The 13,317-nt window shown below is 39.0% G+C and carries 10 protein-coding genes; all 10 read left to right on the top strand.

Annotated features, from left to right (window positions below; translation table 11 throughout):
* Window positions 1-538: 538 nt before the first annotated feature.
* A complete protein-coding gene (locus tag F6K23_RS00290; protein WP_293149407.1) occupies window positions 539-1,006 on the top strand; it encodes a hypothetical protein in 468 nt (155 codons plus the stop codon).
* A 107-nt stretch (window positions 1,007-1,113) separates the two neighbouring features.
* On the top strand, window positions 1,114-1,245 hold the full coding sequence (locus F6K23_RS00285) for a hypothetical protein (protein WP_293149405.1): 132 nt from the start codon (window positions 1,114-1,116) through the stop codon (window positions 1,243-1,245).
* 671 nt (window positions 1,246-1,916) lie between these two features.
* The gene (locus F6K23_RS00280; RefSeq protein ID WP_293149403.1) at window positions 1,917-2,378 is read left to right on the top strand and encodes a hypothetical protein; all 462 of its coding nucleotides are present in this window, start codon (window positions 1,917-1,919) and stop codon (window positions 2,376-2,378) included.
* An 817-nt stretch (window positions 2,379-3,195) separates the two neighbouring features.
* The gene (locus F6K23_RS00275) at window positions 3,196-4,467 is read left to right on the top strand and encodes an aspartate aminotransferase family protein (RefSeq protein WP_293149401.1); all 1,272 of its coding nucleotides are present in this window, start codon (window positions 3,196-3,198) and stop codon (window positions 4,465-4,467) included.
* A 158-nt stretch (window positions 4,468-4,625) separates the two neighbouring features.
* Window positions 4,626-4,832 (top strand): AbrB/MazE/SpoVT family DNA-binding domain-containing protein, encoded by a 207-nt coding sequence (locus F6K23_RS00270; RefSeq protein ID WP_293149399.1) that lies wholly within the window; start codon window positions 4,626-4,628, stop codon window positions 4,830-4,832.
* A 777-nt stretch (window positions 4,833-5,609) separates the two neighbouring features.
* Window positions 5,610-6,908 (top strand): glycoside hydrolase family 10 protein, encoded by a 1,299-nt coding sequence (locus F6K23_RS00265; RefSeq protein WP_293149397.1) that lies wholly within the window; start codon window positions 5,610-5,612, stop codon window positions 6,906-6,908.
* A gap of 268 nt (window positions 6,909-7,176) precedes the next feature.
* A complete protein-coding gene (locus F6K23_RS00260; RefSeq protein ID WP_293149395.1) occupies window positions 7,177-7,785 on the top strand; it encodes a hypothetical protein in 609 nt (202 codons plus the stop codon).
* A 692-nt stretch (window positions 7,786-8,477) separates the two neighbouring features.
* Window positions 8,478-11,696: a tetratricopeptide repeat protein gene (locus F6K23_RS00255; RefSeq protein WP_293149393.1), complete on the top strand. Its 3,219-nt coding sequence runs from the start codon at window positions 8,478-8,480 to the stop codon at window positions 11,694-11,696.
* Window positions 11,697-11,748: 52 nt separating this feature from the next.
* Entirely contained in the window at window positions 11,749-12,630 is an 882-nt protein-coding gene (locus F6K23_RS00250) for a hypothetical protein (RefSeq protein ID WP_293149391.1), read from the top strand.
* Window positions 12,620-13,315: a class I SAM-dependent methyltransferase gene (locus F6K23_RS00245; RefSeq protein WP_293149389.1), complete on the top strand. Its 696-nt coding sequence runs from the start codon at window positions 12,620-12,622 to the stop codon at window positions 13,313-13,315. The genes F6K23_RS00250 and F6K23_RS00245 overlap by 11 nt, the downstream gene beginning before the upstream one ends.
* Window positions 13,316-13,317: the final 2 nt, after the last annotated feature.

The following is a 13,317-nucleotide window of genomic DNA, read 5'->3' as shown; positions in this document are numbered from 1 at the left end:
CTTGATATTAGGATTGTTATTTGAAGAAGCAAGAAGGAAAAAGTGTCTGGGAATACCAATATAATTGGCCATAAACTTACTGATATCAACTTTAGATTTTTTTTATCCTTGATACTGTTAATTATCCAACACTAATTATCTAGAAAATATAATATAGTGGTAAGCATTCAGCTATTAGCATTCAGCAAACAGATTTTCAACGTACAGTACTTAGTAAGGTTAGCTAAAGGCGACCAATTTATTCATTAGTTTGAATTTTCCTTGGAGACTAATTCTTCCTGATAGTGCAATCATTAGTTAATAACTCATAGCTGAAGTCCGCAGTTCCTCTGAAAGAGGTTAGCTGACGGCTGAATGCTTATATATAGTGTAGGTTTATTAGAGCTAATATATACAGGACTTACGCAACGACACTAATTGTAGTGGTGATATCTTGAATTATGACCAAATTATGCACCATATATAGCAGTACTGCGTAAGTCCTGATCTAAAAAGCTTTAGTCAATCTGATTAAGTATTAATTCACTACATTAAGAATATGAAAAAAATTGCTATTTTGATATCTATTGCTACAGTTGTTTGGAGTAACAACCAGGCTTTTGCCGGAGAACATGGCGCTCACTGTCTGAATATTATTAGTGGTGAAATGAAAAAGTGTAGAGTTATTATCTCAGACCGAAATAACAGCCTGGAAATGAATTTTAAATCTGAAAAATTTCAAGATGTTAATATGAAGTTGAGAGGTAATCAAATTACTGAAATTTCAACTGGTGAATATGCTAAAAAAAGAGCTAAAGAAACTATTGGTGCCAGTTTAATTCTTGGTCCGTTGGGAGCTTTAGTTGGTCTGTTTGCTAAACAGGATAGGACTCAGTTAGCAATTGAATATGTAGATTATCAAAACAATAAAAATGTCACTATGATTGATATTCCTACAAAACAAAGCGAACCTCTAATGAAAGATTTAGAAATTTTGACTGGTTTACAAATTCGTAGTTCTGAATAATACCAAACCTCAAAAACTTTTCTATGTTTTCTTGAGCGGGGGAGTAGGGGAGTAGGGGAGTAGGGGAGTAGGGGAGTAGGGGAGTAGAAGAGTGGGGGAGTAGGGAGATGGTAATCAAATATAGCATTATTATTCAGAAATGGTATAAGATGCTCCCACTGGCTATATTATGGCAAAAATCATTAGAACGGGAGCAAGATGCTCCCACTGGCGACTATACAATTACAATGTACCACTAACCTTTTTCTTTATGGGTTTACAGCAGATTCGGTTGTATATGAGATACAAATATTGGTAGTCCTGTAGATGTAGTGATTTATTGTCAAGGTAGGCAAAATCTCATCTGGCAACAGCTCCGGAAGGCAAGAGAAAATATATCTAATTCAATGGTTTTAGAGGAATAGTATTTGCTTGCCCACTTAATTTTTTTAAGAAGATCACTACTTGTACACCACTACCCAAATATTAACGTTAAGATGTTGATAGTGCGGGCATTTTGCCTGCAAAGGATGTACCTCACGCCATGGTGAAATCTGCTGTAATACTCCACCACCTCAATAGTTTCTACAAGCTTTTTGGGGTTTGTAGACTGGGAGGAGCAACTTTTCAGTATCCATTTCTTCCTTCTCTCCGATATAACTAATACCATGTCCGTTTAATATTGTGATAAAAAACTTCCTTCTTTTTTCCTCCTGACTCCTGACTCCTTTACCGAACCGAAAAATTGTGGTTTAAAGCCTCCCCTTTTAAGGGGATAATAAAAAAAATTTTCATCTCTTTGTCAATCCTCTTGTTTTCAAGGAGAGGTAATTATTCATTATTCATTATTCATTATTAATTGTTGAAGTCGCCAATCTGACGGCTCTTCTACACTGACTCCTGACTTTTATTAATTAGTATGGCTAAAATTATGCAAAAACAATTAATTGCTCTTGTCTCTATTGCTTCATTATTTTTTCCAGCTAATATTGCCTTAGCTAGAACTCATGCTGCTCATTGTTTAAATAATAATAATGGGGAGTTAAATCAATGCAAAGTCAACGTAGATATTTCGGGTAAGCGCCTGGATATAGAATTTGATAAAGAAGAATATCAAGATGCTAACTTTACTTTAAAGAAAGAACAAATTACAGAACTTTCTACAGGAGATTATGCGAAAACTCAAGTCAGAAAAAGTATTGCGAAAGGTATTCTTTCTCCTGTAGGTGGAATAATTAGTGCTATAGATAAACAAGCTAGGGTTCAAATAGCAATTGTTTATTTGGATGCACAAAATAATGAAAGCGTTACCTTGGTTGATATCCCTAGTCGATATGCTTTATTATTCAGACAAGAACTTGAAACTATGACAGGATTGAAGGTTAGGAAATAAGAAGGTGGTAGGTGTTCAACAATTAATAATTAATAATTAATAATTACCTCTCCTTGAAAACGGATAGGATTGACGCAAAAGGTAATTTTTTTTCTTCTCTTGGTCGATTGGATATGGCGAGGAAACCTCGCCATCCCTCGACCGCTTTTTCTCCTTTAAAGGAGAGGATTTATACCAATTCCCAAAAATAAGCTATACCTCCCATGGGACTTCAGTTATTAAGTAATAATAATTTAATCATGTTTGTAACGATTATCAGCATTAAACCAAGATATCTTATCTCTTTTAATTCTACTCTCTACTCTCTACTATCAAGGAGATGTAGCAAAACTTTTGATATTTGGTATTAAACCTTAATTATTCGGTAAGGTGATAGGCGATAGGTTTTAGGTGGTGAAAAAAACTTACTGTTGTTTGCTACTCCCCCTACTCCCGTACTCCCCCACATCAAAAAAGAAAGTTTAAAAGAATCTAAAAAAACAAGGTAAAAGCAATAAAAATTGATATAGCGAAAAACTTTAGAGAAAATCAGGACTGACGCATAACCACCATACCGAATAGGGGCAAACGGCCGTTTAATCCTACAGATGCTGCATGATTCAATAGTTCGCGTAAGTCCTGAAAATATTATAGCCGTCGAAGCAAAGGGCGCGGACATATCAAAAGCTTAAAACTCAGACAACGCCAGATTTTTCCTTCTTCCTTCTTCCTTCTTTCTTCTGCTATATAAATTAAAAAAAACCTACAAATTCTATATGTTCTTTTAAAATCAAATTAACATTGAGGTTGATTTTGAGGATTTTGAGGATTATGATTTATGACTCCTGAAACAATAGTAAAGCAATCTTTAGGAACAACAGGCGGATATACAACATTTAGTGCTGACAACTTCAACGCTTATGTAATGAACACTTACGGGCGTTTCCCCATTGCTCTTGAACGGGGTGAAGGTTGTCGTGTTTGGGATACTGAAGGAAAAGAATATCTGGATTTTGTTGCCGGAATTGCTACCTGTACCCTTGGTCATGCTCACCCCGTAATGATGGCAACAGTCTCGCAACAAATTCAACGACTACATCATGTATCTAACCTATACTATATCCCAGTTCAGGGAGAATTGGCACAGTGGTTGACAGAACACTCCTGTGCCGACAAAGCATTTTTCTGTAACTCTGGAGCAGAAGCTAACGAAGGAGCAATAAAATTAGCCCGCAAATATGCTCACGAAAAATTAGATATTGAAAATCCGATAATTTTGACTGCCCATGCTAGTTTCCACGGACGAACTCTAGCAACTATTACCGCAACAGGGCAACCAAAATATCATAAAGGTTTTAGCCCCCTAATGCCAGGATTTTATTATGTGCCCTACAATGATATTGCTGCGATAGAAAGCGCGATCGCTGAATTAGACAAAGACAAACGACAAGTTGCGGCTATTATGCTAGAAGCACTCCAAGGAGAAGGTGGGGTTCGCCCTGGTGATGTTGCTTACTTTCAAAGAATTAGAGAAATTTGCGATGAGAAAGGCATTCTCTTAATATTAGATGAAGTGCAAGTAGGGATGGGTCGTAGTGGCAAACTTTGGGGATATGAAAATCTGGGGATTGAACCAGATATTTTTACTTCCGCTAAGGGACTAGGTGGAGGTATTCCCATTGGAGCAATGTTATGCAAATCTCACTGTGATGTTTTTGAACCTGGTAGTCATGCTAGCACTTTTGGTGGAAACCCTTTTGTTTGTTCGGTAGCGCTCGCTGTTTGTCAAACTTTGGAACAGGAAAATTTGTTGACAAATGTACAGCAGAGGGGGGAACAGTTGCGAGTAGGGTTAAATGCTATTGCCACTAAATATCCCGACCTATTTAGCGAAGTGCGTGGTTGGGGTTTGATTAATGGTATGGAGTTGAAAGCAGATGTGGAGTTGACTTCTATCGATCTAGTCAAAGCTGCCATGAATGAAGGTTTATTAATTGTACCTGCGGGTCCGAAAGTATTGCGTTTTGTGCCTCCACTTATTGTAACTGCTGCCGAAGTTACTGAAGCTGTGGATGCTTTGGCAAGAGTGATCGCAACTTTAGTTAAGTAGAATCAAATCAGGTTGTACAGTTATCCAAAAATTTCTGCCGAAAACGAAGTAGGGATGTTTTATGGAGCGTCCCTACATATTTCTAGTATAGAATCATTGTTCTTTCCTGACTAATTCTATAATTTAACCTAATATAAAGTTCATATAATTTTTTAACTATGGTAACTCAAAAAGTGAGTATCTGGGGTAATTCCCTTGGAGTTATATTTCCGCAAGCGATTATCCAAGAGGTGGGCTTAAAAGAAGGAACAACTGTTTCTATATCTACAGAAGGTAATAAAATTATTCTGTCACCTACCAAACCTAAATACAGCCTTGAGGAGCTACTTAAAGAGGCTACTCCAGATATGCAGAGCAACTCCTGAATTAATTGATGAGGTTTTGGCTAGGTTGGAACCTCTCGTAACTTAACTAGCTATCAGCTATTAGCTATCAGCTATTAGCCTAAAAATTTGGGCGTTGCTGAATTAAGGCATGATTGTAGAAATTCGTGATCGCTAAACTCTCAAATAATTTATATTATTTGAATCAGGAGTTGGCACATCTCTAAATTTGAGATAGTGAATTAATCTTCAATATAATTAGGGCTTGTTGATTAAATCTAAAAGCATTTATAGATAAAGGTTTTAGCCTTTTTAGCTCTGGAAAAAGTATCTAGTTTTCAGCTCTATTATGTTATGCTCAAAAAGTTAGCATTTTGGGCAGGAGAGTAGCCTGAAAATTACTCCCCTACTCCTCTACTTCCCCGCTCCCCTACTACTCAAAAAAGACTGTTTCAGCAAACCCTAATTAGGTATTTGTTTGTGGAGCATTCCGCCAGGAAACGCTTTTTCATAAATATGAAAATAGACATCTCCTATAAAGTCTTTTAATTGCCCCTATTATTCGTAACATTCTTTTTTCATGCTTGGTATTATAGATATCTCCAATAGACATATCCATAAAAGAGGGAACAGGGAACAGATAACAGGTAACATGGAATAATAATTGATAATTTATGGATAATAATTGATTTTATTTTTAATTTTTACCAGATGTCTAATAATAAAAAATAAAATCAATCATCCCACAGAAATCATCAATTATTTCTCTCTACAGCAAAGCTGCCTACAGCAAAGCTGCCTACTCCCTACTCCCTAATAATGAATAACATTAATTATAAATTCAAACAATTAAAAATCTGGCTAGGAATAGGAGTAGCGATCGCTTTTATTTCTATTTTCCTATGCGCAATAGTAAGCTCGCCAAAATTAGTCACTGCAAAAGCTATACCTGAAAAAAAAGAGGTGCGTGGAGTCTGGATAACCAATGTTAGTAGTACCGTATTATTCGCTCCCTGGGGAATTAACCGCGCCCTCCGTCAACTTTCTCAACTCAACTTCAACACTGTTTATCCCGTAACCTGGAATAGAGGCAACACATTTTATCCCAGTGATATTGCTCGAAAAGTTACGGGTCAACCTCAAGACCCTACCCTTGCCACATTTCGCCTTGGTCGAGATGTACTTAGAGAAATATTTACACAGTCCCACCGCCAAGGTTTACGAGTCATCCCTTGGTTTGAATATGGTTTCATGGCACCAATAAATTCTCTGTTAGTCAAACGCCATCCCCACTGGGTGACAACGAGTCTGGACAAAAATAGAAATTTTTCCGAGGATATATTTGAATTAGAACTTAAAGACTTACTGCCAGAATCAGATGAACAGTCATTATTAACAACACTAAAACAGTCTCTCTCTATCAATAATGTTTGGCTGAACCCCATTCACCCCCAAGTACAAAAATTTTTTATCGACCTAGTATTAGAAGTTGTCAAAAAATACGATGTCGATGGCATTCAAATAGACGACCGCTTTGCCATGCCAGTACAATTAGGCTACGATCCAATTACAGTCCGCCTCTACAGGGAACAACATCAAGGTAAAATGCCTCCAGAAGATTTTACAGACCCAGAATGGATGCAATGGCGGGCAAATCAAATAACCGCTTTAATGGAAAGACTTTATAAAGCCGTCAAAGCAGTTAAACCTAATTGTATTGTATCCTTATCTTCTAATCCTTATGACTTTGCTTATAAATTATATCTGCAAGACTGGCCAACTTGGATAAAGCGAGGTATAGTAGATGAATTTGTTTTACAGGTGTATCGAGATAATTTACCTTCATTTTTAGCAGAATTGGCACAACCAGAGGTAAAATTGGCCAAAAGTAAAATTCCTTTCAGTATAGGTATTCTCACAGGTACCATGAAAACTTCCATGAAAATAGAGCAAATTCAACAACAGGTAAAAGCAGTACGCGATCGCCACTTTGCAGGAGTATCGTTTTTCTATTGGGAAACATTATGGGGTTATATGACTCCAAATTCACCCCAAGAGCGCCGGACTGGTTTCCAGAAAATGTTTCCTACCTCAGTATCTCGCCCCAAAGGGGAGTAGGGGAGTAGGGGCGAATGGTATTCGCCCTCGCAATAAGGGGATATCTGAAAAGTTGTTTAATACTGAATTTTGCCCCCCTAGCCCCCCAACGCATGGGGGGAACAAGAGTCAATTTGCTTGCTATAGTCCCCCAATGCGTGGGGGATGCGCGGGGGCGCGTGATGTAGCAAATTTCTCAGACAACCTCAGAGAGATTGCTTTCGGTTCCGGTTTCAAGGAGAGGTAATAATTAATTATTAATTATTAATTATTAATTGTTGAAGAGCCTGTGTCAATTACTAAACCATACTATTATCAATCTCATACTACGTCCAAAACCATCGGCTGGGGTTTTTGGCTGCAATGGGTATTTTTCACCGTTGTTGGCTTTTTGGTCAGTTTAATATTTGTAGAAGTAGGTGTTAGACCCTATATTGGTGCTTTTTCGGGAGCCATCGGCGGTGGCATCATCGGATTAGCCCAATGGTTGGTACTGAGAAATTATATATTCCGAAGTAGATGGTGGGTTGTAGTAAATATTTTGACATGGTTATTAATCGGGGCCAGTAGTTTAGGAGGATTAGGTTGGGTAGCCCCACGAACTGAACAAATTTTAGTCAGGCTATTTCATGGGTTGATTAATGGAGCTATTGTGGGGGCAATTTTGGGACTAGGCCAATGGTTTGTACTCAGGAAGCAAATTTATGGTGAAGAATGGTGGATAATTGCTAATATTGTTGCTTGGGCTATAGGTTTATCCCTTGGTTGGGCAGTGGGTGGATTTATTTATGGGGCGATCGGTCTATTTATTGGTGAAGTTATAGGTCTGTTGGTAACATGGTTGTTTGTGGCTATTGTTACTGGTATTGCTTTGGTACGATTGTATTCAGGTCGCTGAAAATGGAAGTGTAATGAATAATTAATAATTAATAATTAATAATTAATAATTATTGAAAACGGATACCTTAATTATTAGGTAATTTGTAGATATGCCAGCGCACATTGCTATAGTTTCAAACTTTCAAGCCTATAAAATCTCACTTTTGACTTTTAACTTTTGAGTTAATTACTTACTTTTGACTTACAGCGCTTTCCGCTGTTATAAGGTACACCCATCCCGGGCAAAATGCCCGCACTACAATATTTTCACTATTCATCTTGTACATCATTTTCCCGAAATCTGTTGTAATTTTGAGTTAATTTCTAACTTTTAACTTTATAACTTCATTTCTTACTTTTGACTTTTGACTTGTTTGTTGACTTTTGAATGCATGACTTTTGACTTCATTCTTGGTGAGGTACACCCATCGCGGGCAAGATGCCTACAATATTTTCACTATTTATCTTGTACATCATTTACCCGAAATATGCTGTAATTTTGAGTTAATTTCTAACTTTTAACTTCATTTGTTACTTTTGAATGCATGACTTTTGACTTCATTCCTGGTGAGGTACACCCGTCGTGGGCAAGATGCCTAAATCCAGGCAAGATGCCCACGCTACATGGTTTTCATCATTTACCCTGTACCTCATTTCCCCGAAATATGCTGTAATTCTAAATTCTAAATTCTAAATTCTAAATTCTTGAATATGGTTCAAACTAATTTCAAAACTGCTAATCAATTGTTGCGGGAGGGCAAGCTCGATGATGCTGTAGCTGCTTACCGTGAGGCGATCGCTCTTAATCCTGGTTTTTCCTATGGCCATCATAATTTAGGGGAGGCTTTAGTTAAGGTGGGGCGCATAGATGAGGCGATCGCTGCTTTTCGTCAGGCTGTGGCCATAAATCCTCAAGCTTCCTGGTCTCTCTACAAGTTGGGGGTTTTGTTACAGGGTAAAGGTCAGTTTCAGGAGGCTGTGGGTTATTTTCGTCGGGCGGTGGAACAGAAGACTGATGTGCCCGAGTTTTATCTTGGTTTGGGAGCAGTGTTGGTGAAGTTGGGGCAATGGTCCGAGGTGGATCAGTGTCTTGACAAAGTGGTAAATATGTTGTATGCAAATGTAGGTAAGTTCCATGGAACGTCCCTACAGACAGAGGCTTATTATTATTTGGGGGCGGCTAAGTCTGGGCAGCAGCAATGGTCTGAGGCGGTAGAGTTTTATCGTCGGAGTTGGGAGATGAGTCCCGGTGGGATTGATTGTTGTTTGGGTTTGGCTGAGGCTTTGGGTAAGTTGGAACAATGGTCGGAGGCGGTGGAATTTTATCGTCAGGCGGTGGTTTTGTCTGGGGAGTCTGGTGAGGTTTTGTTTGGTTTGGGTCAGGCTTTGGGGCAGTTGGGTAGATGGGAGGAGGCCGTTGTTGAGTATGGGCGATCAATTAGTTTGGGTTTTGCTGAGGCTGAGGTGAGGCATCATTTGGGGTATGCTTTGGGGCAGTTGGGTAGATGGGAGGAGGCTGTTGTTGAGTATAGGTTGGTGGTGGAGGTTAGTCCGAAGTCTGCTGTGGTTAGGCATCAGTTGGGGTATGGGTTGATGCAGTTGGGTAGGTGGCGGGAGGCGGAGGTTGAGTTGCGACGGTCTTTGGAGTTGCACCCGGAGTCTACTGTGGTTAGGCAGCAGTTGGGGGATGTTTTAAAGGAGTTGGGAAAAAAGGATAGGGTAGTTGAATTAAGACACGCTAAGACTTTTGAGTCAACGCAATTTTATTCCGATTTTAAACCCCTAATTATCTTTGGTAATGATGATTCCATTGATCTTGTAAGTCAGAAGTTGTTCTTATTGCAAAGACATATAGCTGAAACTGGCCTTCACATACTGTTAGTGCCTAATGGCAAGCGTGAAGCACTGATCGACGATAACAGCCGTTGCAATTCACTACTCGTGCTGGCAAATAGCGCAAAATATATTGCCGATCAAAAGAACAATATTCCAGGTGGCTATTGGAAAACTATGCGGATTGACTCAGAATCGGTATTACTGTCAATCTTTCTTGAACCGGGACGGTTTATGGCGCGAGAAAGTTTTGCAGATATTCTCAACCAGTTTCAGTCGCTTGGTCCTGTTAATGAATCTAAAGTCCATTTACCGTCAATGAAATTGCTAATCGCAGAACTATTAGAACATCAAGGTGATGCCTATATAGAAAGTGTTGAACGCATACTTGAAAAGGCAATTGATTACGTTTCTAATTCAGTAACGATGCAGCGAAGATCAATTGGAGATTTATTGAATGTGCTGATATTTTCGCCAAATAGTAATGCTCTCCAAATTAAGCTTCACAGCTATTTGAATAATACTGTTGCCGAATTGAAAGCTACAACTGATGATTCTCACAATGAAATACTAGCCCGCCGAATTGATTCTTGTCTTTATTTGGCATTTGAGTTATCTGGAATAAACTCTTCGGAGGCGCTTGTTCAGATTTTTAATCAGGCATTTGAAATAATGCTTTTCAGGAAAATTCCAGCACGAATGCTCTCCAGAGGGTTACGGCATAGCTTCTCAAAAGCTATTGAGTTAGCGGAACACCTTCCTATGCTCATTGAGCTGGCAGAAATAACTGACACGCACGACGCATTGGGGTTTCTTGCCATCCACCAAATCCTACAAAAAAGTAGATCAATGAATAGGGAGCCAGACTTTCTAAAGATTTGGCAACTACTCAAGAAAATATTTCAAATTCCGAAACAAAGCATGATTTCGTTAGTGCGAGACCTGCGTCGAACTGTTCCATGTTGTTTTGATACTCCGGAATGGTTATTGGCAGAGATTATTTCAGCATTTAAAATAACTGAGCAAAGACCTCCCGATCGGGAAACTTGCTTGGCTAGGTGTCTTTTGTTACTATATGCAGATTGCTTTGACTCAAAGCTATTAGATTGGATAGCGACTCATTATCAGCAAATAGGCATTACTAATAAAGACAAAGATATTCTTTTGGCACTTGCTGGATACGATACCCCCTTAATTGCTCATATTAATAAGGAGCTTATGAAAGAAGGTTTTAAGTACAAAATTATTAACCCTTCTGAATATTCTACGATCGCTGACTATATGGAGGCAAACTTGACCGAGTGGGCAAAGGAGCGCCAGTCCTATCATCCAAACAATAACATAGATAACGTCCCCTTGATTTCTGTAGTTTTCACGACCTTCAATCCAGATATGAAGCTCTTGAGGCTTTCTCTCGAATCCATTATTCATCAAACATATCCAGCTTTAGAAATTATTCTTATTGATGATTGTTCATCAGATGAATTAAGCCGGATGATTCAGTTATTGATAGACGAGATAGGCCAAGATAGTACACATTCGATTGTCTATCACCGCAACAACAAGAATGTTGGTCAATATGCTTCCCGCAACATTGCTATTGCGATGGCAAAGGGAGAGTTTATTGCTATTCAGGATGATGATGATATCTCTCATCCAGAAAGGTTGGAGTATCAGTTGCAGCCGATGCTAACTGATACCAGAGTAATGGCTACCCATGCTAATCATCTCAGAATTAGTGAGAATTCACGACTAATGGTTGACGGTGATAATATTGGTGATGTGTTGGGAGACGCTCCGGTTTCATTCATTTGGCGCAAACAAGTTTTTCAGGAGATCGGCTGCTTTATTCCCATTAAGACGCGAGGCGATGTGGAATTTCGCTTGAGGATGCGACGACATTATTCATATGAGGCTATAGAAACCATTTCGCAACCTTTAGTGCTGATGCGTGGTGGAATGGGTACTGTTTCCTCTTATAAAGAATACTATTTTAGGAGTGCCCTAAACGCCTGGCGTTTTATGATGGCTCATATACCTATAGGAACTGATGGTTCACATAACGCTTTGCATTGGATTCCAGCGGTACTGAAGTGAGTTATTATGTTTACTATCAAAAAAATTAAAAATATCAACTCAAGTATATCCTATGCACAATGTTATTATCAGCCTTACAACTATTAGTTCTCGACTTAATCATGTCCACCTCGTGATAGAGTCTTTGCTTGCTCAAGATTTTCCCAGGGATGCTTATGAAATACGTTTGTATCTATCCGAACAGCCTTACTTACTTGATGAAGGCTGCCCCACGATTACTAACGACCTCAGTCACCTGCTGGAAGAGAAACCTAATAAGTTTTTTGTGAAATTTGTGGACAACATTGGTTCCTACCGTAAGATTTTACCTGTTCTTGATGAAGTCTATGAAAGAACCCCAACTGAATTCTGCAATACCCTGATAGTTACTGCGGATGATGATACAGCTTATCCTCCCTGGTGGTTGTGGCAACTCTATGAAAACTACTTAAAGCATGGCTGTGTCATCGGATTTCGTGGACGAGTAATGAGTTTTGATCGGGAAAAACTAATCTCTTACAAAAAATGGTCGCGAAATATTACTAATAACCCTTCGATGTTGAACGTTCCTACAGGTAAAGATGGGGTTTTGTACTCGCCACTGCATATATATCCGAGGGTGAGAAATATTTATGTGGCAAAACAGTATGCGCCGAAAGCTGATGACCTGTGGTTAAAGACTCACACACTTCTAACTGGTACTCCATCGTTCATTATTAATAGTGCACTAAGCCAGGAGTTTCCTTCGGTGACTGGGAAAGAGCCAGAGGTGTCGCTTTATCGAACGTTCAACGAACTTGGTGGTAATAATGATGCCCTCGCAAACATTGAAAGCTATTTAGAGATAACCAGAGGTGTCAGGTTTGCGAGTCTTTGCAATCCTTCGGGAATGAATACTAACTACTTCCGTAAAGACATTACCAGTGTATTAGGAGAAATACCTTATGTGGCATGAAATGAAGGATTATGTACCGAAGGACAACCCTCAACAAGTAACTCCTGAATGGATGGTGCAAAGGGTTTTAGATAAACTACCGGCAAAGTCGGTGATTGTAGATATTGGGTGTGGTACAGGAACATCTGTGGATTTGTTTAAAGAATTGCTGCCAGAGTCTTCTTGGACTGGTGTGGACATTGTAGACTCGCCAGAAGTTCGACAACGGAGACGTACCGATGCGACATTCATGGACTTTGATGGAATCAATGTACCAATGCCATCCAATAGCATTGATCTGATATTTAGCCGACAAGTGCTAGAACACGTTCGATATCCAGAGGCGCTTTTAAAGGATATGGCTCGTGTCCTGAAGCCTGATGGCTATTTGGTTGGTTCTACCTCACATCTAGAGCCTTATCATTCATTTCAGCTCTGGAATTTTACTCCTTACGGCTTTAAGGAAATTGTTCAGGAAGCAGGTTTAAGATTAGAGGAAATCCGTCCCGGCATAGATGGTTTGACCTTGGTTAAAAGAACATACGAAGGGCGTCCTAAGACATACAGCAAGTATTTTATCAACGAGTCACCTCTTAATATTGAGATCGACCAGTGGGGAGAAAATACAAAGCGTAATAATCCTCAAATATTAATGAGAAAATTATCTGTCTGTGGTCAGTTTTGTTTTATTTGTGCAAAAAATTAACA

Origin of the sequence: Okeania sp. SIO2C9 (assembly GCF_010672455.1) — a bacterium.
Lineage (GTDB): Bacteria > Cyanobacteriota > Cyanobacteriia > Cyanobacteriales > Microcoleaceae > Okeania.
Note: the sequence above shows the minus strand (reverse complement) of the source record. Positions and strands in the feature narration are given on the sequence as shown.

Excerpts from the sequence above, each read along its gene's own strand:
- F6K23_RS00290 (WP_293149407.1), top strand. The coding sequence starts at position 539 with ATGAAAAAAATTGCTATTTTGATATCTATTGCTACAGTTGTTTGGAGT.
- F6K23_RS00285 (WP_293149405.1), top strand. The coding sequence starts at position 1,114 with ATGGTAATCAAATATAGCATTATTATTCAGAAATGGTATAAGATGCTC.
- F6K23_RS00280 (WP_293149403.1), top strand. The coding sequence starts at position 1,917 with ATGCAAAAACAATTAATTGCTCTTGTCTCTATTGCTTCATTATTTTTT.
- F6K23_RS00275 (WP_293149401.1), top strand. The coding sequence starts at position 3,196 with ATGACTCCTGAAACAATAGTAAAGCAATCTTTAGGAACAACAGGCGGA.
- F6K23_RS00270 (WP_293149399.1), top strand. The coding sequence starts at position 4,626 with ATGGTAACTCAAAAAGTGAGTATCTGGGGTAATTCCCTTGGAGTTATA.
- F6K23_RS00265 (WP_293149397.1), top strand. The coding sequence starts at position 5,610 with ATGAATAACATTAATTATAAATTCAAACAATTAAAAATCTGGCTAGGA.
- F6K23_RS00255 (WP_293149393.1), top strand. The coding sequence starts at position 8,478 with ATGGTTCAAACTAATTTCAAAACTGCTAATCAATTGTTGCGGGAGGGC.
- F6K23_RS00250 (WP_293149391.1), top strand. The coding sequence starts at position 11,749 with ATGCACAATGTTATTATCAGCCTTACAACTATTAGTTCTCGACTTAAT.
- F6K23_RS00245 (WP_293149389.1), top strand. The coding sequence starts at position 12,620 with ATGTGGCATGAAATGAAGGATTATGTACCGAAGGACAACCCTCAACAA.